This window comes from Scytonema sp. HK-05 (assembly GCF_963872035.1).
Classification (GTDB): Bacteria; Cyanobacteriota; Cyanobacteriia; order Cyanobacteriales; family Nostocaceae; genus Kalymmatonema.
In genome coordinates this window covers 1-21,963 of sequence record NZ_CAWMYC010000145.1, presented here as the reverse complement: position 1 = coordinate 21,963, position 21,963 = coordinate 1, and the positions used below count along the sequence as shown (strand labels likewise).

The following is a 21,963-nucleotide window of genomic DNA, read 5'->3' as shown; positions in this document are numbered from 1 at the left end:
TAGAGACGTAACATCTTTACTTTGACGAAAACGAGCTATCCAATTCCAGATCAAAACCCGATCAAAAAGCGATCAATTTTCGCTTTGCTGATGCCATAAAATTTCTGTGACTCTTGCAATACCAGCTTTCAAATGACGGCGAAAACTCCCGATAGAAATATCTAAAATCTCTGCGGCGTGTTCCTGGGAACGCGCAGGTTGCAAATAGGTATGATACAAAGCACAGTAAAATTTGGCTTCGCGGGGAGAACGCTTTAAAGACTCAATTGCTTGTTCTAATATGAGTTGTAAAGTGGCGATACGTTCCGGTGTAGAAGTATTGCTACCTATGCGTTTAGTCACAATTGGCGAATTTAAAAGCGGATTTTGCCGCAGTGCCTCTGGATGTAGAACATCACGCAAAGCTTGCCTTACGGCTGTTGTAAACTCAGATTGGCTCAGGACTTCCAATGATTCAATCTGTTCTAGACTGTGATTAACGCTGCTTAAACCAGGAGACATAGTCAGCACCCAATCTGGGAGCGATCGCAACAATTCCATCACCGACTCAACTCGATAATTGTGTCCGCACACACCATACTGCCGTCCATCTACTGTAAAATACGCTTCTGGCAGTAACGGCGTATTCGCCCTCGTACAGAAAAATTCCCAAAAATCCGGTTCAGCGAAAGCTGTAAACATGAAAGCTAAATTGGGAGTGGTGACACAGTGGCGAAAGATTTTAATATTAATGAGGCTTTGAATCTGAGAAACGGCTTGATAGGTATCAGCAGCCATCCAAAAACGGCAAAAACTTGCCTTCTCACCAGGTTGCAATGACCCCTGCTGCTGAATATAATTCCACACAGCTTGCATAGCCAGGTCTAGTTGTAAATCTTCACTGTTTACCTCATGTAAAGCCAGCATCATCATAAACCCCAGAGGCGTTCCTCCCTCACACGAACGAAATACCAACACCCCCTGTGGCTGCTTTGCCAACCACTGTGCAGCTAGCTTTGCCGATACTTCGCCTTCGTGCTTTGCCACCATTGCCACCAACGCTGAAATGTCAGTTTCGCGTAGGCTATCACTCAGTAGATTACTGTTGTCTTGCCAGACGAAAAATTGTCGTACTTGAGGGCTTTTGAAAACGTAATCAAATAGGGCGCGTTCTAATTCTGCACCTTCAGTCTGCTGAATACGTTTGATGTAATACGTACGGGCGCGGCTGAATAATTCAGCATATCGCTCTTGGTTTCGCCAGCGCAAATCTGCGGCTATTGCTTCTCGCACCAAATCATGAGGGAAAACTCCATGCAAACCAGATTCAATAAATGATAACTCCCGCAACCATTGGAACAAATCATAAACATCATCCAACCCCAGAGTGTCAGCTAGCAGTGCTTCCGTTGTTAGACGCACCAATGCACACACCTCCAACGCTGCACGATGCAATGGACTCTTAACCTCTTGCACAAACTGTTCTAATAAAGTCTTAACCACATCAGGCGCAGCTTCTGGGCGAAAGTTAAACTCACCTTGCTGGGCAAACACATCAGCAACCAACGACAGCGCCAAAGGATGACCGTGAGTAAAGTTTAAGATACACTCATATTGTTGTTCAGGAATTTGTCGTTTACTTAAATAGGCCCAGCTTTCTTCTAAACTGAAGTTGCATAACTCCAACGTATAAGTCAAAGCTTGCCATCCTGGATCACTTCGCCAAGCTTTCGAGGGAGGTTGACGTCCCGCCAGAACCACCAAAGCATTTTCTGGTAATTGAGGCAAAAACACCTGCAACAGCCAATCTTCCAGACTCACCAGTGTTTCATAAGTATCAATCAAAACCACATAATGACCGCTATGGCAAGCGATCGCATCCCACAAACCATCTTGAGCAAAACCTCTTTCTTCTCTGCGTTCTCTGTCTTGGAAAGTTCTGATCGGAGGAAACCTCCGCTCAGACTTTCCGCTGCGTCTCTGCGGTTCCTTAATCTGAAATTCCACTCCCGCAGCAACTTCTAACGCCTTATAAAACGACTCAGGATATGGCTCAATATTACGGGCATCAACGTAAACAACTGGTGTTCCAGCTTCCTCACAAATGTAAGCAAACTCCTGTAGTAAAGTTGTTTTGCCCACACCACCAAGACCAAAAATATATAACATCTGCCAAGGAAGCTGTCGTGAAGCCAACACCGACTCAAACAGCAAAGTCTCTTGGGTGCGTCCCACAAAGCGGCGACGACGAATTTCGCTTAGTCTATCCCACACCCGCGATGCCATGAGTAATTTTTGAAACTAGATTATTTAATCCATATGTTAATTTCTCATGATGTTAGGGATGATAGCAAGCTTTCGAGAGCCTAACATTGGCAGTAGGTTTAGCTTGTGTCCCTGAATACTTACAAAATTAACCTTAACCCGTCCTTATTATCTTTCTCCACTTATTCTCCAGGTAGAGGGATAGGTTTGGCAACAGAGGTAAATTTCTAAAAGATAACATTAACATCCATACATAAAAAAAGCTCTAGTTTTCTCAGAAACTAGAGGCTTTTTCGTACTTAGCTATCACTGTATTACTCAAGAGGTGAAAAAATCAATGATTAATTTTTTGTCGTATTTTGCTTTCTTTGTACTGCTACTTTTCGGGCTGTTTGGGACAATGACTCAAATGAGTGCTGCTCTGGATGAAGCAGATGTAGAACGCTTTTCTATCTGGACAAGTATTGCTTCTGTGATTGCTGGTTTACCAATCTTTTTGTGGTAGGAGCGCTTTGTGACAGCGGGAGAGCGACTTCGAGAAATTGCTGTTTGTGGAGTACTGCCACATTGCCGAAGTTAGTCGTAGGTTGAAGTGTATGAGCAATCTTGTTAGTTAAAAAGTTCAGAGTTTGACTGACATCTACGCTACTCCTTCCCCAAGTTGTTGGTTGTGTTGGTTACTGTACAGACGACAAAACTAAATTTTTTTATAGTACCAATACAGAGCAAATGCGTCACTGCTGACTTGCCATGAGTACTCGAAACCCAGGAACCCGGAATTTAGAAGTCATCGAAGAGCAATTCCAAGTATTTGAGAAGTACTTGAATATCATTGAGAGTGCAGTAGGCATTGGACAACCAAGAGACGACTTAGAACCAACAGAGCTAAAAAGTAATTTCAAAGGCGATGCTGCAACAACAGCCAACAGTGACACATATGATTTGATAGAAAACGATTTAGATGCTGTGGGTGCTGAAGCTGAATATTGCCGTGATTTAGCTAAATCCAGGCGTGCTGAAGCTAAGGCTTTGTTTGCTAAAAATCAACAAAGGTTTACTGCAAGTCGAGCCAAGTTTATCCAAATCGTAAACCAGTCTTGTCAATAGCTAATACCAATTCTTTATGAAGATGCATAGAATATTAAAAAACGAACCGCCAAGACGAGCCAGCGCTGCAGGAGGGTTTCCAACGACAGTTACCTACGGCGGGAGACCCGCCTTCAGTACTGTCTCCTCCGCAGGCGACTGGCGTCGCCAAGAGCGCCAAGAATGGGGGTTATTTATTTAGTGCAGCTTCACATTAAATTGGTATAAGTTCAATCGGATTCGTTTTGAGTTGCCAAAAGCCCACTGGATTGATGCGGCTTGTGTCGGTGTGGTTACAATACATTTCGCTTAGCGATGTTTCGGCTGTATGAGATCCCCCAACCCCCTTAAAAAGGGGGCAGATAGTCATGCGTGTCAACTTAAGCTGAACCCTTCTAAAATGTCGTTTCCAGGTTCCACCTGGAAATGCGCTTGCGGTGGCTCTGCCGCTCTTAAGGCAGGCAGAGCCTGCTAATTATATTCCCAGCTAGAGACTGGGAACAAGGGAATCTCTCAAAGCATTGTCGTTTAGTGACTTACAGCTTAAGTTGACACCAATGGCAGATAGTTCCCCCCTTACCCTTTACCGCAAGCGAAAAGGGGTTAGGGGTGGGGTCAAGAATCAATAATATTGCTTGAGTATATACATAATCGCCGCAGAGAAGGGCGTGTTTCTTCCATCTGCATCTGGCTTCTGATAAGCTTGAGCAAGTAGTTGAACCTCTGCATCTGTCAATCCACTCGTTGCTTGCAACACTCCATCAATTGCTGCACGCCTCATCTTTCTCAATTTATCAATACTGAGTGCCAGCCTTTGAATTGTGGTATTAGCCGCTTTTTGCTTATCTAGCTCATCTGTTGGCAGAACTTCTCCGAAACCAGAGTACTTAAAGTAATCTGCACATTTTGGATCTAAGGGAGAAATCATGAGTTCCTCATCGAACCAGGCTTGTTTTTTGTGTCCACAATGCACTGGTACACGAGGTCTGTGTTCATCTTCGCCTTGGCATGAAGCTATCAGATTAGTGTACTCAAATGTCAAGTGTTTATAAACACTTTTGGGTCTAAAGTGTTCAATATGGCATTGCTTCCTACCTATGGACATACCACAGTAGGCACAAATGAAACCTTGCTCTTGTAGTAGCGATAGATATACTTCATTTTTCACTGATTGCGGAAAGGCTTTCCAATCAGGTGTCCTTTTCCCCAGTTTCTGCTTCCATTTCGTTAAGCTATCAGGTTCTCTACCCTTTTGAATATATTTCATCGATTTAGAATTCCCTTGCTTCGGATAAGGATATCTGCTCTCACAAACTCCGGATCATCTTCTCCAATTTCATCGGCTAAGTTTTGGCGCAATTGCTTGGCGCGATCAAGAAGTCCCTGGTCAATTAATCTGAACAAATCACGGAGATTATCTTTGATTTCCTGTGGTCTTTCAGATACACCCATCAAATCTTCTAGAATCTGATTACTGTCTCTGCCAAACGAATTTTCAGGACGGTCAGCAACGATACCATCAGGTGTCGCTTGTAGAAGATAGATGCTATCAGGTTTGACGTGACTCACAACCTGTGGCGAATGAGTGGTGATAATAAACTGACAATTGGGAAATGTTGTGGTCAAAGCTGGAATAATTTGCCGTTGCCTTTTTGGGTGCAGGTGCAGTTCAATTTCATCAATGAGAACAACACCATTCCCTTGGAGTGGATCGCTTAAACCTGGGTTAGCAATTGCCAAGCGCCTTGCCAAATCTCCCACCAATGCCAATAAGCATTTTTCGCCATCAGATAACTGATTGACGATGAGTTCTTGACCTTGTTTTTTGACAGTCATCCGCAAGGGCGATCGCTCAACTCGTAAATCTGAAAACTCTGGTTGCAATGATGCGATCGCCCCTCTGACCGCTTCCAACTGTTTGTCTCGATGATTCGGGTTATCCCGTCGCAATTCATTTTCCAAATCTTCCCGATTTCTAAACCATTCAAAGAAGCCTTGGAAGTCAATTCTTCCTCCCGTAAGTGCTTGATCATAGGCATTTCTTTGAGTAAATGAAAATTCGTCGGAACTTTCCAAAGGCATATCAAGAACGGCACGATTTACCGGATAGTAAACTGGCAAAGGTATACTAGCGTTCTCATTATTTGCTAAGTGAGTGTTTATTCCGTCAACCACCTTTTCTAAAGGGTCTTGGCTAACTTCGTCAACTTCCTGATTCACCACTTCTACAACTGTTTGTAAAAATCTTTTCAAGTCGTTATCACGCTTCATCTGTTGCAAGCGCTGTTCACTCATACCATCTATTAATGATCTGATAGCCTCTAATCGCCTCTCACTTGCACTTCTAGGAGATTTACCTTCTTCCCGTTTGTGGCTCAAAGACCAAGTGATTTCTTCCTTCTCGTTCAGAGAAATTGTAATTTCGATATGTGTTTCTTTGCTTCCATTAGTAATGTCTTGTTCGCTTAAAGTACGTGTTGAACCACCATCTTGAATCTGCCCTGTTAACTGTGACAAAAGAATCGCAATACAGTCCAAAATCCTAGATTTCCCGACACCATTGACACCAATAAGTACAGTTGGACTCATGTCATCAAAATCCAGCGTCAAATCTCCGATTCCACGGAAATCACTCATTCTTAGGCGCTTGACTTTCATAAGTTGTCACTCATTAAAATTGCACGTTGGACTCGTGAGGGTGTCCTTTGTCATTAATCTTGTACGGGAATCTTGTACGGGCAGATTTCCAAACCTACCCGTACTCATTTTTTGTTACAAAAAACAAATGACAGTCTCAACGAAAAAAAGTAGTATTTCCACGGAGCAGCTTAATTTTTAAGCTGCTTTGAGTGGAATAATGCCTTTATCAAAAACGCGGTTATCGATGCCGATGCCACTAATTTCTATTCTATCTGCATAAACGTCATAGGCGGCAAAACTCAACTTTTCTGCTGAATATTCTGTCCATTCCGAACGACCTACAGGACGAGTACCCGCACCACCACCACATATTAAATAAGTCGTTCCATTAAGAGAACGAGTGCGTTCATAATGGTGTTCGTGACCATTTATATAGAGTTGAACACCGTATTTTTGAAACAGTGGAGTAAAGCTTTTAATGAACGCTGGATTGCTGCCATACACACCTGATGCATAAACTGGATGATGACCAAATACAACTTTCCAAGGTGCATTAGAGGCGCTTAATTCTTGCTCTAACCATTTTAACTGCTTTTCCCAATCAGCGTTCGTGTTGGTATCTAAGGCAAAAAATTGGGCATTGTCGCGGCGAAATGTATAGTAGCGATCCTTCATATTAAAGCCGACATACTTCAGTTGTAAGTCGCCGTTTGCTGTGCGGATATCGTGATTTCCCAGAACAGCCTGAAATTTCACACCTTGCTTTAGTAAAGGTGCATAGGGACGCTCAAACACCGCACCAATTTTTTCCATTTCGCCATTGGTGTAGATATTATCACCAGCTAAAACAACCAAATCATAAGGACTTTTGCTGTGATAGTTAGTCATTGCCTTAGCGACAGCGTACTGTCCTTGATCTCCAGTACCAGTATCTGCAACGGAAACAAAACGCCATAACAACTCGTTTTTGGCTGGATTAGGGGGTGTTGCGGCTTTTGATGCAGCTATTCCACCATTTTTACCAGCTTGACGAGTAACACAGCCAAGAAATCCTAAACCAATCGCACTGAGGCTACTAAAAAACAAAAATTGACGGCGTTTCAGCTTCATAAATGACCAAATTCAATAAATAGTAAAGTATAGCCGAAGCAATGAAGTGATAAATTAAGGCTGAGGAGGCTGCACCCGCAATTCCTAAAGTCTCTTGTCTTTGATTCGCAGCTGACGGTGAAAGTTCCATGCCCCAAGACAATCAGAATTCACAACCACCATTTTCCCCTGAACCGGAAGACAATCAGCCGCAACCGATGGTTGAGTCAACAGCTCAACCTCCCCGAAAACAATACCAGAGAGCCCAGCCAATTTGGAAGGCTACAATTATCCAAATTCTACGAGGGACAATTGGGGTACTAGAAACAACGGTAGAGAAACTGGAAACAGCACCCCCTCCTGGTTCTGAGGAAACCCCCGGTTTTTTGCAGAAGCTTCAGCTGGGGTGGAGTGCAGCTTTAGGTAAAATTCGCTCTTTGTTACCAACAAATTTATCGAGAAAATTATCGGATACGGCTTTGACAGGCATTATTGCTGGAATTGCGGTTCTGCTGGTTTGGACAACTTCCACTGTTTTCTCAGGTAAGCCTACAGAGGTTGCAACTGTTCCGCCTACTGAGGAAACACCTCCCGCAACGATCGCCATTCCGCCAGAACTAGAAGCACCTCCCACACCACCAGCCGGTGAGGAAACCCCGCTGCCTGCAGAGGAAATCACACCGCCACCAACTCAAGAAACTCCTCCGCCTGTAGCCAAAGAAGAAACCCCGCCGCCTGCAGAGGAAATTACACCGCCACCAACTCAAGAAACTCCTCCGCCTGTAGCAGAAATTACACCACCAACAGTCGAGGAAACTCCGCCATCAGAACCGGAACCGGAACCAACTCCCACGCCAACCTTGGTATTGACGCCAGAGCAAACCTTGATTGCATCTATCGAAAATCAAGTCGCCCAAATTAGCGATCGCTTTGCTTCTGGTTTGATACAGTCGATTCAAGCTAACTTCCGTTCCAGTAGTCTCGCTCTGACAATTAGTGAAGAATGGTATAATCTCAAACAAGAGCAACAGGAGAAACTTTTGGCTCAGATGCTGCAACGTTCTAAAGAACTAGATTTCAGCCATTTAGACATTCTTGACCCACAGGGTAGACTGGTAGCAAGAAATCCTGTTGTTGGTACTAATATGATTATTTTTCAACGGCGGGCGACAACTTGAACAAGAAGTCAGAAGTCACAAGTTAGAAATCAGAATGCAATGAGTTGACGGACTTCTCAATTTTGACAAGTTGGATTGATTGGTTGCGATCGCCTTTAACAGTTACCAGTTATCAGTTATCAGTTTCATCCTCCGGGGGAAACACCACACCAATTGGACCAGAGAGCGTTGGTGGCTCTTTTAAATCCCCCACCATACGCACTGCGGCTGGTACTGTTTTAAAAGCTTTTTTGAATTCACCAAGTCCCGTTTCTGAGAATAAAAATCAGGACGGTCTTTCAATTCTGGCAAATAGCAAACGAGCGGACAGGCGTTGATATCACAACGATTTTGCTCGTACCAGTTAAAAAACTTTGTTCATGGGAATGAAAATTAGCTCTTTTTCCTTGGGAGAAAGTTCAGTCTAAATAAGGATGTTATGTAGAAATTTTCTATATATCTTGACAGAAGCTGGCTATTATGCATAAATAGCGCATAGCGTCATCATAATAGATAGTTATACAAATAAAACCGTATAATCACTTAGTTATGGCACTTGTGTTTCAGGCTTGAGTGGTAATTTGAAGCATATTTGATAGGGTTCAAAATTAAGTTTTCTTAGAGTGTTTAGTAATATGCAAGAGTTTCTTTCAATGCTGAAGCGAAGCCTGCTCGTTGGGATGCTGATGTCTGTTTTTATATTAATGATGGGGAGAAATGTGCAAAGTGCTACATTATCCAGCAATTCCTTTCCTCAGAACTGGCAAGGCACATGGAGCGGCACAATGTTAGATCGTTCTGTGAAAGGGCGGTCTCAAACTGTACCAATCACACTCCGAATTCAGCCAATCTCTAACAATCCGATGCGCTACACTTGGCAAACCACTTACGGAACGGGGGCGAATAAGCTAGTACGTGATTATGAGTTAGTTGTTAAGGATCGAAGTGCTGGTCACTTTGTGATTGATGAGAAGGATGGAACTCTAATCGATAGTTGGTGGGTTGGGGACAAACTCTACAGTCAATTTAGAGTCCAAGATCGGTTAATTAGTACAGTATGTGAGCGACAAAGTAATCGGCTGCACTATGAACTGATTACCTATGAGCCTCTGAGTTCACCCCAAGCGGAAGGTTCCCAGCAAAAAGTTCCTTTCGAGAGCTACCAACTTCGGGTTGTTCAGTCTGCTGAACTATCACCCGTTAGCGAGTAATTGTCCGCTTATGGATTACAATTTCATGCTCTTGTGGGACGGGCGTCTCGCCCGTTCTTAATCTAGGACGGGCAAGATGCCCACCCCACAAAAACTGGATTCTATACAACTGAAAACTGCTATAGGACTGGTTTTTTCGGGATTACCAAACAGAATTTCTCGCCCAATCAAGGGTGGTAGTGCAGGTGCGTGTACAAATAACATAATTTTTATTGTTATAGTTTGAGATTGATTACTTCATATTAATAATTATTAAGTATTTTTTTTCTTAACTGTCTTAACTGTCCGCTTAACTTTCTTAACTGTCCGCTTAAGTGTCTTAACTGTCCGCTTAAGTGTCTTAACTGTCTTAACTGTCTTAACTGTCTTAAAATAATGACTTCTTAACTGTCTTAAGTGTTCTTGCACACATATTGAATGTCTGGTATATATTTAATTGCAAAAGCAATTTCCTTAAGGGAAAGCACCATGTCTACAAACACAGTCAAAACAGTGGATGTCGAAGTGGTACCATTCTTTGCGCGTTTCTTGGAAGAGCAAGCTACTGAAGGTGAAGGAACAGATACTCCTTCTTTCCCTTGGACTTTCAAGTTTCCTTCAGATGCGGAAGACAAGTAATTCTAGTCTTTTTCATCTGAAATAAAGGGAGGAGCGGTTATTTAATAACTGCTACTCCTGGGTAACAACCAATATCAAGGAATAATACAATGTCTACAACAAACACAGCCAAAGAGGCAAACGTCGAAGCTGTACCATTCTTTGCTCGTTTCTTGGAAGAGCAAGTAGCTGAAGTGTCTGATACTGCTCCTAACCAGACTCGTAAGTATCCTTCCGATTGGGAAGATTACTAAATCTAGTTAGCTTCATCGGAAATTAAGGGAGTAGGAGTTATCAAATAACTGCTACTCCTGGGTAACAACCAATATCAAGGAATAATACAATGTCTACAACAAACACAGCCAAAGAGGCAAACGTCGAAGCTGTACCATTCTTTGCTCGTTTCTTGGAAGAGCAAGTAGCTGAAGTGTCTGATACTGCTCCTAACCAGACTCGTAAGTATCCTTCCGATTGGGAAGATTACTAAATCTAGTTAGCTTCATGGGAAATTAAGGGAGTAGGAGTTATTAAAGAACTCCTACTCCTGGGTAACAACCAATATCAAGGAATAATACTATGTCTACAAACACAGTCAAAGAGGCAAACGTGGAAGTAGTACCATTCTTTGCTCGTTTCTTGGAAGAGCAAGTAGCTGAAGCGTATGATCTTCCGCCCTATACTCTCAAGTATCCTTCCGATCAAGAAGATTACTAAATCTAGTTAGGTTCATCAGCAATTAAGGGAGTAGCAGTTATTAAATAACTAAAGGCTACTCTTAGGAATGCGATGGCGCAGAGCGCCCGCCGTAGGCGATCGCCTTAACAGTTACCAGTTACCAGTAATCAGTTATCAGTTTTTTGGTAACTGGTGAGACCAGCGCTGTAGGAGGGTTACCCTCCGTAGGCGACTGGCGTTCGCGTAGCGTCTCCGCAGGAGATACCCGAAGGGTAACTTATTACTGTTCACTGTTTTAATATCTACCTGTTAAAATTCTCAAAGAAAATATTTTATGCACCTGTCTCGTGATGTTGTTTTATTAATCACCCACAGTGGAGATTTCTTCACAATAGATAGAGTGGCAGAAGCCTTGTCAAAAAAAGGGGCGCAACCATTTCGTCTAGATACTGATAAGTTTCCTCTAGAAGTGCAACTAACAGCACATTTTGACAAGTCTAAAAGCTACCACACTATAGAATATGGCAACCAATCTATCAGTACAGAGCAGGTGCAAGCTGTATGGACGCGCCGCAATTGGGAACCAAAACTCAGTCAAGAATTAGCTCCCAAGTTCCGAGAAGCTTGCGTTAGAGAATCAAAAGCAACTTTAGATGGTTTTTGGGACAGCCTCAAGGGAGCTAAGTGGGTAGATGATTTAGAGCGGATAGATTATGCAAGTAACAAGCTGCGTCAACTGCGGATTGCGTCTGAAGTAGGTTTTGTTATTCCCCAGACTCTTGTCACCAACAAAGCCCAAGCAGCACGAGAGTTTTTCCATCAAGTCAACGGCAAAATGGTGAGCAAGCTCTTAACTGCTCTTTCCCATAGTATGGAATATACCTCGTTCTATCTTTACACCAACACCGTTAAAGAAGAAGACTTACAAGATGCTGAGTCATTGCGCTATTGCCCAATGGTTTTTCAAGAGCAAATTCCTAAGCAGCAGGAATTACGGGTGGTGTATGTGAATGGCAATGTATTTGTGGGGGCGCTAAATGCGGATGTGTATGCAGCAGCCAAAGCTGATTGGCGTAAACCAGGTGTTGAGGTTGGCGCATGGCAACACCACCAGCTTCCTGATGAAATAGTTCGTCGTCTCCAAGCGTTTATGGGTAAATTTGGGCTTTCATTTGGCTCGTTAGATTTCATCCTCACACCATCAGGCGAATACGTCTTTTTGGAAAACAACCCCGTAGGAGAATGGGGAATGTTGGAGAAAGATTTGGATTTGCCAATTAGTTATGCGATCGCCGATGCTCTTATTTCCTAGTAGTTACTGTAGGGTGTGTTAGGCGCATTATTCAATATGATTTGTCACGAAAAATATAATCAAAGCGCCTAACGCACCGCTCGCTCTATACATGGTGCGTTACGCTGTCGCGGTAACACACCCTACTTAAATAGAATTTGTCACTTTAGTTAAAAATTTTCTATGACAGTATTAATAGTTACTTTTAGCAAAGACAACGAAAGCATTCCTCTAGTCATCAAAGAAATTGAGGCTAGAGGAGAAAAAGCATTTCGGTTTGACACAGACAGATATCCCACCGAAGTCAAGCTAGATATTTACTCCGGCAATACAGAACGTGTCATTATTACTGATGGCGAACAGAAGCTCGATTTGAGTGAGGTGTCTTCAGTTTGGTATCGGCGGATGCGCTACGGGCAAAAAATCCCCAACTCTATGGACAAGCAATACAGAGATGCGTCAATTCAGGAATGTCGCGTTACTGTCAGGGGTATGATTGCCAGCCTCCCAGGATTCCACTTTGATAAGATGTCAAATGTGGATCGGGCAAATCATAAGCAACTACAGTTGCAAGTTGCACGAGAAGTTGGACTTTTAACTCCACGTACTCTGACTTCAAACAATCCAGAAGCAGTCAAGCAGTTTGCTCAAGATTGTCCGCAAGGGATAATCACCAAGATGCTTTCTTCCTTTGCTATCTATGATGATCAGGGGCGAGAAAACGTTGTGTTTACCACTCCAGTTACAGATGATGATCTGGAGAATATGGAAGGACTGCGTTTTTGTCCGATGACATTTCAGGAAAACGTGCCAAAGGCGCTGGAGTTGCGGACAACTATTGTCGGACACCAGGTATTTACTGCCGCAGTAGACTCCCAAAGCTTGGAAGGATCTACTTACGACTGGCGCAAAGAAGGGAAAAACTTAGTTAAGAATTGGAAGCCCTACGACTTGCCAGAAGATATTGAGAAAAAGCTGCTGAAACTGATGGCTTATTTTGGCTTAAACTACGGGGCAATTGATATTATTGTCACTCCAGATGGTCAGCACGTATTCCTCGAAGTTAACCCAGTCGGGGAATTTTTCTGGATGGAGATATATTCACCACACTATCCTATTTCGCAGGCGATCGCGGAAATTCTACTTACCCAAAAATAGGGCATAGGACATGGGGCAAACAATTTTAGATTAGCGATTTAGGATTCAAATTTAAAATTCCTTGTATCGTTTATCCTCTGCCCCTTTTAGTATTTTTTAGTGTAATTTCTCTGTGAGTAGCTTTCAAATTTTTCAGGAAGTGCGTAATGTCAAAGTCTGATTTTGATTTTGAAAGAATGCTTCATCCAATAGACTCAGAAACTTTCTTTAGTCAATATTGGGAGAAACGTCCTTGTTTTATTCCTAGAAGTGACTTAAATTACTACTCTGAGCTTATTTCCATAAAAGATATAGACTCAATTATCCGCTTTTATGGCTCTAACCCTTCACAAGTTCAACTAATAAAGGAAAACTCTTTCTTTAATAATGATGGAGTTGTTGATCTTAAGCAATTATACAAAGCCTACTCTCTAGGTTATACTCTGAACCTCGGCAGAATTAACGAGCGTTGGAAACCGATATCCGATCTTCACAGGAAGTTACAAGTTTTTTTAAATCATCCTGTGGGTATAAACCTGTATATGTCGCCCAAAAATTCCCAGGGTTTTGCGGCTCATTTTGATTCTCATGATGTTTTTATTTTGCAGGTTGAAGGTTCAAAAAACTGGCGTATTTATGATTCTCCTATAACTCTGCCTCTTCCTTCTGACCATAAATATCAGGAAAGATTTAGAAATGAACTCAAATCTCCTGTAGCAGAATTTTGCTTAAATGCTGGTGATTTATTATATATACCTCGTGGCTATATTCATGAAGTATTTACTTCTGACTCTTCTTCTATACATTTGACAGTTGGTATCCACGCCTACAAATGGTTTGACTTGATAAATACTGCCGTTACTTTGTTAACTCAAAAAGATGTTCGTTTCCGAGAGTCATTACCAGTAGGATTTTTACAGCAAGGCGAAGCCAAGGTATCTTTAAAAGAGCAATTTCAAGAACTCCTACAAACTCTCGCAGACAAATCAGAAGTTGAGGTTGCAATTGAAGAAATTGCCCAACGTTTTTTAGGAGAAATGTCTCCACTAGCAGATGAACATTTCTATCAGCTAGAAAATCTTGATAACTTGACTTTAGATACAATTGTTCAAAAAAGAGAAGGCATATATCGTATTATTAAAACAATAAGTAAAATTGGTATTCAATTTGCAGGGAACACTGTGATGGAGTCAAACAGATCAGAACGGGCGATCCGCTTCATTGTGGATTCTGAAGAGTTTGCCATCAAAGATTTACCAGGTCTTACCGATAATAGTAAGTTAGCCTTAGTACGTCGCTTAATTCAAGAGGGACTGTTAACCACTGTCTGAGGTTTTAAATGTTGATTGATAGATGTAAACCTATAAATCGCGTTTAAATTTAAGTTTCTTAATTACAAATTACCAATTAATAATTATTATATTTTCTTACCAAGTCGCTACAGAACTGCCCCCACCACAATAGTAATGAATTGCTGATGGAATGAATAAGCGCTCGCCGTTTCGTGACTGGCGACGGTTATTGGAGAAAAATCTCCTTATTTTGAGCGTTGTACCTCCCAATCCCCAATCCCCAATCCCCAGTCCCCTTCAGTTTTCTTTGTATCTTAACATTTTGTGACAAACCAGGTACATACTTAATCAGTTTTGACATTTGATAAGCTACATGATTATATAGATTTTGGCAGAAATGATATTAGTGGCGTTTTCGCTCAAAGGAGTTCAGCCTTTATAGCTTCAGCATGGGTAAATCCTCATCAACTCACAAATAAAGCCACTACAATTTTTAGAATATGCAAACTCAATCTGTGCGTGAGCAAACAAAAACAAATCCTTTTTCAGCCTTGACTCAATTTTGGGAGGATATCAGAGTAGTCGCTCAGCCTTATTGGTATCCAACAAAAACAGAAGGAAGAGCATTTTCAGATGTGATTCGTTCATGGGGAATGCTCATTCTCCTTGTATTATTAATAGCTGGAATTGTAGGTGTAAACGCTGCAAATAGCTACTGGAACCGCTATGTACTTGATATCATTATTGAAGAGAGAGACCTTTCTAAATATAATAATACTTTATGGGTGTCCAGTTTCATTGTTGTAGTGATAGTCCTGTTGGTAACTTTTTTGAATTATGTCAGAAAAAAAATAGCTCTTGATTGGTACAAATGGCTAAATAATCAGATTTTAGAAAAATATTTTAGCAATCAAGCTTATTATAAAATAAATTTTCAATCCGATATAAATAATCCAGATCAACGCCTATCGCAAGAAATAGAACCGATTACCAGCACTGCTTTGAGATTTTCAGCTACCTTCTTAGAAAAAGTTCTGGAAATGATAAGTTCTGTGATAATTCTCTGGACAATTTCCTCAGAAATCGCAATTTATTTGGTTATTTATACAATTATAGGTAATTTGGTAGCTGTTTACTTAAATCAACAATTCAATAAAATTAATCAAGAAGAACTTGAGTTTAAAGCAGACTTTGCTTATTGCCTAACTCATGTTCGCAATCACGCGGAATCGATTGCTTTTTTTCAGGGAGAAGAGGAAGAATTAAATATAATTCAGCGGCGATTTAATAATGTACTGAAAACTGCTGAACGCAAGCTAAACTTTGAAAGAGGACAAGATGCTTTTGGTAGAGCGTATCAGTCTGCTATCGGTGTATTTTCGATGTTCATCCTCACACCTTTATTTATTCAAGATCAAATTGATTATGGAGAAATTAACCAGATTAGTATAACTTGCTTTATGTTTTCTAATGCTCTGGGGCAACTCATAGCTGAGTTTGGGATTTCAGGGCGGTTTTCTAGTTACGTACAGCGTTTAGCTGAGTTTTCGGATGCGTTGGAAGCTGTCACTAAACAACCAGAGAATGTAAGTACTATTAAAGTCATAGAAGAAAAGCGTTTGGCTTTTGAGAATGTCACTTTACAAACGCCGAACTATGAGCAGGTGATTGTTGAAGATTTGTCACTTTCTGTTCAGCTAGGCGAAGGGTTATTGATTGTTGGTCCTAGTGGTAGGGGTAAAAGTTCTTTATTGAGAGCGATCGCTGGTTTGTGGAATGCGGGAACTGGTCGTCTGGTGCGTCCTCCCCTAGAGGAAGTCTTATTTTTACCCCAACGTCCTTATATCATTTTGGGTACTTTGCGCGAACAGTTACTCTATCCGCATACAGACCGGAAAATGAGCGATCGCGAACTCGAAGAAATTTTGCAACAAGTTAACCTACAAAACTTGCTTACCCGCATAGATGGCTTTGATACAGAAGTTCCTTGGGAAAATATATTGTCGTTGGGAGAACAACAACGCCTGGCTTTCGCACGACTATTAATTACACATCCTAGTTTCACTATCTTAGATGAAGCAACGAGTGCTTTAGATTTGAATAACGAAGGAAATTTATATCAACAATTACAACAAACGAAAACAACATTTATCAGTGTTGGGCATAGAGAAAGTTTGTTTAATTATCATCAATGGGTATTAGAACTTTCACAAGAATCTAGTTGGCAACTCGTTTCAATACAAGATTATCGGCTTCAAAAACAAAATGCTATTAAATCATCTCAAAAGGAGCAAATAACAATAGAGATTTTCCCTAAAGATGAACTCAAAATCAAACCAGAATCAGCAGCAGATGGCACAATTTTAGGGCTTTCTCATAAAGAAGTTAAAACATTAACAGACTATTCTCTTACCACTATCAGAACCAGGGCAAGTCAAGGAAAGCCTATCACTACAAAGGATAACGTGACCTACCGCTATAACAAAGACCCGAAAGTATCGAAATGGATAAGAGATTAGGGCAACTCATACTTTTAACAGTGAACAGTGAACAGTAAACAGTTATCAGTTAAATACGAGTGGTCGCGCGTCCCCCACCAAGAGCACCTTTATGCGTTGGTGGTGAGCCACTGCGGTCTTGGGGTTTCCCCAAGTAGAGCAAGTGGCGTTCGCGTTCGCGGAGCGTGCGCTTTGCGCTCAGCGTCTCCGTTCGGCGCAGCCGTGCCGCAGGCTCAGGAGATACCCGGAGGGCGGGTCGCGCATCCCCCCACCATACGCCTGACTGACTGATAACTGATAACTGATAACTGATAACTGATAACTGTTTTAAAACCCTATCCTTTAGAGGAGATTTAAAAAATTAAAAAAGCGGAATTAACAATTTGGTAAATCAAATAGGAATGCTATAGCATGGAAAACCTTGTTACCACACGATTATATTTAGTACCTTTTAAGCTGGAAATAGTAAAAGCAGCAATCATGGGAAATGCTGAATTAGCATCATTTCTGGGGGTGACAGTTTTACCAGACTGGTATGATGAAGAGTTGATTCAAGATTTGCCATTCATTGCAGATATTCTGTGCAAATATCCGTTTCAAAGTGAATGGGGATGGGGAAGTTTAGTCATTCATAAAGCAGAAAACACGCTCATTGGTCACGTTATGGTTAAAGTTATCCCAGATAGCACAGGTTCACCTACAGGTTCCTTGGAAATTGGCTATTACATAGCTCCATCATATCGACAACAGGGGTACGCGTCTGAAGCTACGAAAGCTGTGATAGATTGGGCATTATCTCAACCTAGTGTGCAAAGGGTGACTGCTGGATGCGATCCAGATAATATAGCTTCAAAGCGGGTGCTAGAAAAAATCGGAATGCAGCTTATAGAATCACGAGAGAAGATGTTGGTATGGCAATTATGCAAAACAGCTACCGTACACTAATTCTGTCTGCTTCAAAGATGAACTTTTGTTTGGAAACTTGAGCAGAATGTAGGTGAGTGTCCAGAACAGACCACTTGCAAGCATTAAGTTGATTGCCATGTTCATTGTCTGCTCCGTAAAACTTATACATAGTACTACTTTGCCTAAAAAACTTGGCTGAAGTTGCAAAATCTGGCGATCGCCTAGATAAGCCAACAACATCCCAATCTTGTTGCTTTGAAAGCTACTGCACAAGATTGCGTCCAATCACGCCGAAAGCACGGATATTTTGTAGTAAACGCTAAGCGCGAAGACAGCGCTTACTACAAACCATGTTCCTAGAAGTGCAGGGCTATTTTACCGAAATGCGCCCCACTCTCCATGTACTCCAACGCTTGTCGTGCTTCCTCAAAGGGAAACACTCGGTCAATAATAGGTTTGATATTATGTAAAGCGATCGCCCGGTTCATCGCCTCAAACATGGCACGGCTGCCTACATAGATACCTTGTACAGTAATACCTTTGTGCAGAATCGAGGCTGTACTAACGTCTGCGCTTAACCCAGTCAGCACCCCAATCAAACTGATATACCCGCCGTAGCGAATGGCGCGTAGCGACTTATTGAAAGTTCCTGCACCGCCAACTTCTATGATGCGGTCAACTCCCACCTCATTTGTCAGTTCCCAAACTTTTTCATCCCAGTTCGACGTGGTTTTGTAATTGATGACTTCGGATGCACCAAGTTGTTTCAACTTGTCTAACTTCAAGTCGCTGCTAGAAGTGGCAATCACTTGCGCCCCTATTATCTTGGCAAACTGTAGCGCAAATAAAGACACTCCTCCCGTACCTTGCACAAGAACGGTGTCGCCAGCTTTCAGCTTGCCATCCGTCGTCAGGGCGTTCCAAGCTGTGACTGCGGCACAAGGTAAAGATGCTGCTTCTTCATCAGAAAGGTGTTCTGGTACATGAACAACGCCGTCTTCATGGAGCGTTACGTACTCTGCGAGTATACCATCAATGGCACCGCCCAACGCTGATTTTGATTTGTCTGCGGAGAATTCCCCTTCCAGCCAAGTTTGCATGAAGATACCAGCCACGCGATCGCCTACTTTAACTCTAGTGACCCCATCGCCAACCGCAACCACTTCCCCTACACCATCAGAGAATGGAACAAACGGTAGCTTTTGCTTCGATCCATATGCTCCTTTGACAGTCAACAAGTCCCGATAATTCAGTGAAGCAGCACGCATCTTCAAGAGAACTTGTCCCGCCTTTGGTTGTGGTTCTGGTCTTTCAACCAGTGTCAATGCATCCAGACCTTCTTTAGACTGAACTTCCCAAACTTTCATCGCAGTTCCGTATTGTTTTTTCTACTGCTTGATTACCACAAATTGGTTCAATTTTGAATCTGCGTTACTTGAATAACTCAAGAAACAACAGTGCACTCGTCAATAAGCTAACAATTCTATAATTTGCATACCATATTTAAAAGTTCAGGGAAAGTTCTGAGCAACTATAAGTATATTTGCTTAGCATAGCTCAGAGCGACTGGCAGCACGCCGAACAGCACAACCTCCAAGTCATAATGGTTGTAGAGGCGCTGATATCATCAACGCTGATTTTTTTGAATGTAAGTTACAAAATGTTAATAGGTTGTAGAACTTGATTTATCAGCTTTCTACAACCTGTAAGCTCTTTGGGATAGCAGAAATTACTATGTCTTTGTCATCTTCTGAAGAACAACGTTTCTCGCCCCTGTTGCGTCAAGTGACTAGCCATGTTTTGGTGGCTGTTTTGAGTGTGGGATTGACTTTGACGACTTTATGGGCATTTCCCAACCTGCAAATTCTGAAGCGGCCATTGCCTATTGCTACCGCACCAAGTACGACCATAGTAGAAACAACAGCAGAAACGACTGCACCGTCAACAGCAGCTTCCCAACAAAAAGTTGCTATCCGCAGTTTTGTGAGTGCTGCTGTCAATCGAGTTGGACCCGCTGTCGTGCGAATTGATACAGAGCGTACTGTCACCATGCGTGCGCCTGACTCGTATTTTGGGGACCCCTTCTTCCGGGAGTTTTTTGGTAATGACTTCTCTTCCAGAGTGCCTCAAGAGTACCGCCAACGCGGAGAAGGGTCTGGTTTTATCATTGACCCCAACGGCATGATTCTTACCAATGCTCATGTTGTCAGTGGTGCTGATTCTGTTACCGTCACCCTTAAGGATGGACGTAAGTTAAAAGGAGAAGTCAAAGGAGTAGATGAACCTTCGGATTTGGCGGTTGTCAAAATTAATGGCAAAAACTTGCCAGTAGCCCCCCTCGGTAACTCCAAGGATTTACAAGTCGGTGACTGGGCGATCGCAGTTGGCAACCCATTGGGGCTAGACAATACTGTTACTCTAGGTATTATCAGCACCTTGAACCGCTCTAGCGCTCAGGTTGGCATCCCCGATAAACGCTTGGACTTTATCCAAACCGATGCTGCTATCAATCCTGGTAACTCTGGTGGTCCTTTGCTTAATGAACAAGGTGAAGTCATTGGCATTAACACAGCGATTCGTGCTGATGCTCAGGGAATTGGGTTTGCCATTCCCATTGATAAAGCCAAAGTCATTGAAGAAGCTTTAGCTCGTGGTCAGAAAATTTCGCATCCTTATATCGGTGTGCGGATGATTACCCTCACCCCAGAACTGGCAAAACAATCCAATAGCGACCCGAATACGACGTTGACTTTACCACAAATCAATGGCGTATTGGTGATGCAAGTTATGCCCAATAGCCCTGCTGCTACTGCTGGCTTGCGTCGGGCAGATGTAATCACTCAAGTCAATGAACAACCGATGACAACTGCCGAACAGTTGCAAGAGTTGGTAGAACAGAGCCGAATTAACCAGCCGTTGCAGTTTACAGTACAACGAGGTGAACAAACTCAGCAGTTGAGCGTGCGACCGGGTGAACTCCGGGAAGCCGCTTCTGAGTAGTAAACTACCCCACCCTGCCTAACAGGTCTTGGTGGGGTCAGAAAAAGAGTTGATGTACGTTAATTTTGTTGATCCCACTCCCCGTACTTGACGAATTAACAATTCACGCATTCCCTCATTTATAAGGTACGGCATTGAAGACAGTTTCACTCCTTGGATTTCAACCCCGACTGAAACTGAGGAGCCAGTGTCGTGGTGAGGCAGCACTGCGGGAGGGTTTCCCTCCGCAGGTGACTGCCGAAAGGGTTTCCCGACTTGAGACATCTAGCGTACTACGTATAGACGCTCGTGGTCTTAAACCCTTTAATTTAGGATAAAACCAATGTATGTTTAGTTTTGTAAAAACTGTGTAATGACCAATTTTTGAGGTCTTCTTTGGCTTTACATTTCGTTACATAAGTAAAGTTTTTAACGCCGATTTACTTAACAAGTTTTACTACAAAAATATGACCCTTGTGGGTACTGTTGAAACTAAAAAAATTTTTCACAATAGCAGTTATAGAGATTGAAATAATTACCTTTTTAACGAAAACCAAATTCATATAAGGAGAAATTGGAACAGCAGCCGAAACTCATGCCAATTCCCTATGAAGATGAACTTAATATTTTGCAAACATCCAGGCTAAAATATTAGCGCTATATGTTTTTTTTGTTACTGCTGATTAAGCGCAAGTTTACAGAGAATTGGTATCATTAACTGTTTGAAAAAAAACTTACCAATAGACAAACAGATTTGTTCCAAGAGGCGATTGAAAGTAGAACTCAAATAATTAACATTAACTCTCAAATTCCAAAGGGATACTATAAACAATGTAAAGTTTTTTAACTGATTGCGTAATTCAAGGATTTGGGTCTGAAAAATCAATTAAGTTTTGTCGTTTTATTTCTTTGTTGGTAAGACTTAATCCCACACTTCTTTGAAACGTAATTAATAACTCTCTTTGAGCCAAGAAATTTGAAGAGGGATTAGGCAACTATAAGCTTAATCCCACTTCAAATAACTTTCCCTACAAGGAGAGATCAAGTTATACCAATTTAATCTGAAGCTGCACTAAATAAATAACCTCCATTCTTGGCGCTCTTGGCGTCTTGGCGGTTCGTTTTTTAATATTCTATGCATCTTCATAAAGAATTGGTATT

The 21,963-nt window shown here is 42.0% G+C and carries 24 protein-coding genes; 17 read left to right on the top strand and 7 right to left on the bottom strand.

The genetic code is table 11. The features are described from left to right. Positions 1-72: 72 nt before the first annotated feature. Positions 73-2,265, bottom strand: coding sequence for an ATP-binding protein (locus AACT52_RS33025; RefSeq protein ID WP_198941032.1), 2,193 nt, complete (start codon positions 2,263-2,265; stop codon positions 73-75). A 316-nt stretch (positions 2,266-2,581) separates the two neighbouring features. Here AACT52_RS33025 and AACT52_RS33020 point away from each other — a divergent pair, with 316 nt between their 5' ends. The 3 genes from AACT52_RS33020 (at position 2,582) to AACT52_RS33010 (ending at position 3,532) form a co-directional block, all read left to right on the top strand. After that, a complete protein-coding gene (locus AACT52_RS33020) occupies positions 2,582-2,749 on the top strand; it encodes a hypothetical protein (protein WP_158054878.1) in 168 nt (55 codons plus the stop codon). Between the two features lie 245 nt (positions 2,750-2,994). After that, on the top strand, positions 2,995-3,351 hold the full coding sequence (locus tag AACT52_RS33015; protein ID WP_073634834.1) for a hypothetical protein: 357 nt from the start codon (positions 2,995-2,997) through the stop codon (positions 3,349-3,351). Positions 3,352-3,367: 16 nt separating this feature from the next. Beyond that, positions 3,368-3,532, top strand: coding sequence for a hypothetical protein (locus AACT52_RS33010; RefSeq protein WP_158054875.1), 165 nt, complete (start codon positions 3,368-3,370; stop codon positions 3,530-3,532). Between the two features lie 420 nt (positions 3,533-3,952). Here the strand turns inward: AACT52_RS33010 and AACT52_RS33005 are convergent, their stop codons facing one another. The 3 genes from AACT52_RS33005 to AACT52_RS32995 form a co-directional block, all read right to left on the bottom strand. After that, positions 3,953-4,597: a retron system putative HNH endonuclease gene (locus tag AACT52_RS33005; RefSeq protein ID WP_073634833.1), complete on the bottom strand. Its 645-nt coding sequence runs from the start codon at positions 4,595-4,597 to the stop codon at positions 3,953-3,955. Beyond that, positions 4,594-5,988: an AAA family ATPase gene (locus tag AACT52_RS33000; RefSeq protein WP_073634832.1), complete on the bottom strand. Its 1,395-nt coding sequence runs from the start codon at positions 5,986-5,988 to the stop codon at positions 4,594-4,596. The genes AACT52_RS33005 and AACT52_RS33000 overlap by 4 nt, the downstream gene beginning before the upstream one ends. A 177-nt stretch (positions 5,989-6,165) precedes the next feature. Beyond that, entirely contained in the window at positions 6,166-7,080 is a 915-nt protein-coding gene (locus AACT52_RS32995; RefSeq protein WP_073634831.1) for a metallophosphoesterase family protein, read from the bottom strand. Positions 7,081-7,208: 128 nt separating this feature from the next. Here AACT52_RS32995 and AACT52_RS32990 point away from each other — a divergent pair, with 128 nt between their 5' ends. The 3 genes from AACT52_RS32990 to AACT52_RS32980 all read left to right on the top strand — a co-directional run bounded on the left by AACT52_RS32990 (position 7,209) and on the right by AACT52_RS32980 (position 9,427). Continuing rightward, positions 7,209-8,237: a hypothetical protein gene (locus AACT52_RS32990; RefSeq protein ID WP_073634830.1), complete on the top strand. Its 1,029-nt coding sequence runs from the start codon at positions 7,209-7,211 to the stop codon at positions 8,235-8,237. Positions 8,238-8,299: 62 nt separating this feature from the next. After that, on the top strand, positions 8,300-8,554 hold the full coding sequence (locus AACT52_RS32985; RefSeq protein ID WP_158054873.1) for a hypothetical protein: 255 nt from the start codon (positions 8,300-8,302) through the stop codon (positions 8,552-8,554). A 315-nt stretch (positions 8,555-8,869) separates the two neighbouring features. Beyond that, positions 8,870-9,427, top strand: a complete 558-nt coding sequence (locus AACT52_RS32980) for a hypothetical protein (RefSeq protein ID WP_143172937.1) — start codon at positions 8,870-8,872, stop codon at positions 9,425-9,427. A 57-nt stretch (positions 9,428-9,484) separates the two neighbouring features. Here the strand turns inward: AACT52_RS32980 and AACT52_RS32975 are convergent, their stop codons facing one another. Further along, entirely contained in the window at positions 9,485-9,631 is a 147-nt protein-coding gene (locus tag AACT52_RS32975; protein WP_158054871.1) for a hypothetical protein, read from the bottom strand. 264 nt (positions 9,632-9,895) lie between these two features. Between AACT52_RS32975 and AACT52_RS32970 the strand changes: the two genes are divergently transcribed. The 9 genes from AACT52_RS32970 (at position 9,896) to AACT52_RS32930 (ending at position 17,862) form a co-directional block, all read left to right on the top strand. Next, a complete protein-coding gene (locus tag AACT52_RS32970) occupies positions 9,896-10,045 on the top strand; it encodes a microviridin/marinostatin family tricyclic proteinase inhibitor (protein WP_073634854.1) in 150 nt (49 codons plus the stop codon). Between the two features lie 89 nt (positions 10,046-10,134). Further along, positions 10,135-10,278, top strand: a complete 144-nt coding sequence (locus tag AACT52_RS32965) for a microviridin/marinostatin family tricyclic proteinase inhibitor (protein ID WP_073634828.1) — start codon at positions 10,135-10,137, stop codon at positions 10,276-10,278. Between the two features lie 89 nt (positions 10,279-10,367). Then, complete coding sequence (locus AACT52_RS32960) at positions 10,368-10,511, top strand: microviridin/marinostatin family tricyclic proteinase inhibitor (protein WP_073634828.1); 144 nt, start codon at positions 10,368-10,370, stop codon at positions 10,509-10,511. A gap of 89 nt (positions 10,512-10,600) precedes the next feature. Continuing rightward, positions 10,601-10,738 carry a microviridin/marinostatin family tricyclic proteinase inhibitor gene (locus AACT52_RS32955; protein ID WP_073634827.1) on the top strand — a complete coding sequence of 46 codons (138 nt, stop codon included), beginning with the start codon at positions 10,601-10,603 and terminating at the stop codon, positions 10,736-10,738. 295 nt (positions 10,739-11,033) lie between these two features. Further along, complete coding sequence (locus AACT52_RS32950) at positions 11,034-12,011, top strand: MvdC family ATP-grasp ribosomal peptide maturase (RefSeq protein ID WP_073634826.1); 978 nt, start codon at positions 11,034-11,036, stop codon at positions 12,009-12,011. Positions 12,012-12,173: 162 nt separating this feature from the next. Further along, a complete protein-coding gene (locus tag AACT52_RS32945; protein WP_073634825.1) occupies positions 12,174-13,148 on the top strand; it encodes an MvdD family ATP-grasp ribosomal peptide maturase in 975 nt (324 codons plus the stop codon). Positions 13,149-13,294: 146 nt separating this feature from the next. Beyond that, positions 13,295-14,458, top strand: a complete 1,164-nt coding sequence (locus tag AACT52_RS32940) for a cupin domain-containing protein (protein ID WP_073634824.1) — start codon at positions 13,295-13,297, stop codon at positions 14,456-14,458. A 461-nt stretch (positions 14,459-14,919) separates the two neighbouring features. Further along, entirely contained in the window at positions 14,920-16,938 is a 2,019-nt protein-coding gene (locus AACT52_RS32935) for an ABC transporter ATP-binding protein/permease (protein WP_073634823.1), read from the top strand. A 390-nt stretch (positions 16,939-17,328) separates the two neighbouring features. Further along, a complete protein-coding gene (locus AACT52_RS32930) occupies positions 17,329-17,862 on the top strand; it encodes a GNAT family N-acetyltransferase (RefSeq protein WP_073634822.1) in 534 nt (177 codons plus the stop codon). Here AACT52_RS32930 and AACT52_RS32925 read toward each other — a convergent pair. Together AACT52_RS32925 and AACT52_RS32920 are read right to left on the bottom strand one after the other, a co-directional pair. Further along, on the bottom strand, positions 17,836-18,096 hold the full coding sequence (locus AACT52_RS32925; protein WP_445263936.1) for a hypothetical protein: 261 nt from the start codon (positions 18,094-18,096) through the stop codon (positions 17,836-17,838). The genes AACT52_RS32930 and AACT52_RS32925 overlap by 27 nt on opposite strands. Before the next feature lie 83 nt (positions 18,097-18,179). Beyond that, entirely contained in the window at positions 18,180-19,190 is a 1,011-nt protein-coding gene (locus AACT52_RS32920) for a zinc-dependent alcohol dehydrogenase family protein (protein WP_073634820.1), read from the bottom strand. A 367-nt stretch (positions 19,191-19,557) separates the two neighbouring features. On the opposite strand from AACT52_RS32920, the gene AACT52_RS32915 reads away from it, so the two are divergent. Continuing rightward, complete coding sequence (locus AACT52_RS32915; protein ID WP_073634819.1) at positions 19,558-20,823, top strand: HhoA/HhoB/HtrA family serine endopeptidase; 1,266 nt, start codon at positions 19,558-19,560, stop codon at positions 20,821-20,823. A gap of 134 nt (positions 20,824-20,957) precedes the next feature. Further along, the gene (locus AACT52_RS32910) at positions 20,958-21,140 is read left to right on the top strand and encodes a hypothetical protein (protein ID WP_143172936.1); all 183 of its coding nucleotides are present in this window, start codon (positions 20,958-20,960) and stop codon (positions 21,138-21,140) included. Positions 21,141-21,963 lie beyond the last annotated feature (823 nt).

Coding starts and splice junctions, on each gene's coding strand:
- AACT52_RS33025 (WP_198941032.1), bottom strand. CDS start 2,265: ATGGCATCGCGGGTGTGGGATAGACTAAGCGAAATTCGTCGTCGCCGC.
- AACT52_RS33020 (WP_158054878.1), top strand. CDS start 2,582: ATGATTAATTTTTTGTCGTATTTTGCTTTCTTTGTACTGCTACTTTTC.
- AACT52_RS33015 (WP_073634834.1), top strand. CDS start 2,995: ATGAGTACTCGAAACCCAGGAACCCGGAATTTAGAAGTCATCGAAGAG.
- AACT52_RS33010 (WP_158054875.1), top strand. CDS start 3,368: ATGAAGATGCATAGAATATTAAAAAACGAACCGCCAAGACGAGCCAGC.
- AACT52_RS33005 (WP_073634833.1), bottom strand. CDS start 4,597: ATGAAATATATTCAAAAGGGTAGAGAACCTGATAGCTTAACGAAATGG.
- AACT52_RS33000 (WP_073634832.1), bottom strand. CDS start 5,988: ATGAAAGTCAAGCGCCTAAGAATGAGTGATTTCCGTGGAATCGGAGAT.
- AACT52_RS32995 (WP_073634831.1), bottom strand. CDS start 7,080: ATGAAGCTGAAACGCCGTCAATTTTTGTTTTTTAGTAGCCTCAGTGCG.
- AACT52_RS32990 (WP_073634830.1), top strand. CDS start 7,209: ATGCCCCAAGACAATCAGAATTCACAACCACCATTTTCCCCTGAACCG.
- AACT52_RS32980 (WP_143172937.1), top strand. CDS start 8,870: ATGCTGAAGCGAAGCCTGCTCGTTGGGATGCTGATGTCTGTTTTTATA.
- AACT52_RS32975 (WP_158054871.1), bottom strand. CDS start 9,631: ATGTTATTTGTACACGCACCTGCACTACCACCCTTGATTGGGCGAGAA.
- AACT52_RS32970 (WP_073634854.1), top strand. CDS start 9,896: ATGTCTACAAACACAGTCAAAACAGTGGATGTCGAAGTGGTACCATTC.
- AACT52_RS32965 (WP_073634828.1), top strand. CDS start 10,135: ATGTCTACAACAAACACAGCCAAAGAGGCAAACGTCGAAGCTGTACCA.
- AACT52_RS32960 (WP_073634828.1), top strand. CDS start 10,368: ATGTCTACAACAAACACAGCCAAAGAGGCAAACGTCGAAGCTGTACCA.
- AACT52_RS32955 (WP_073634827.1), top strand. CDS start 10,601: ATGTCTACAAACACAGTCAAAGAGGCAAACGTGGAAGTAGTACCATTC.
- AACT52_RS32950 (WP_073634826.1), top strand. CDS start 11,034: ATGCACCTGTCTCGTGATGTTGTTTTATTAATCACCCACAGTGGAGAT.
- AACT52_RS32945 (WP_073634825.1), top strand. CDS start 12,174: ATGACAGTATTAATAGTTACTTTTAGCAAAGACAACGAAAGCATTCCT.
- AACT52_RS32940 (WP_073634824.1), top strand. CDS start 13,295: ATGTCAAAGTCTGATTTTGATTTTGAAAGAATGCTTCATCCAATAGAC.
- AACT52_RS32935 (WP_073634823.1), top strand. CDS start 14,920: ATGCAAACTCAATCTGTGCGTGAGCAAACAAAAACAAATCCTTTTTCA.
- AACT52_RS32930 (WP_073634822.1), top strand. CDS start 17,329: ATGGAAAACCTTGTTACCACACGATTATATTTAGTACCTTTTAAGCTG.
- AACT52_RS32920 (WP_073634820.1), bottom strand. CDS start 19,190: ATGAAAGTTTGGGAAGTTCAGTCTAAAGAAGGTCTGGATGCATTGACA.
- AACT52_RS32915 (WP_073634819.1), top strand. CDS start 19,558: ATGTCTTTGTCATCTTCTGAAGAACAACGTTTCTCGCCCCTGTTGCGT.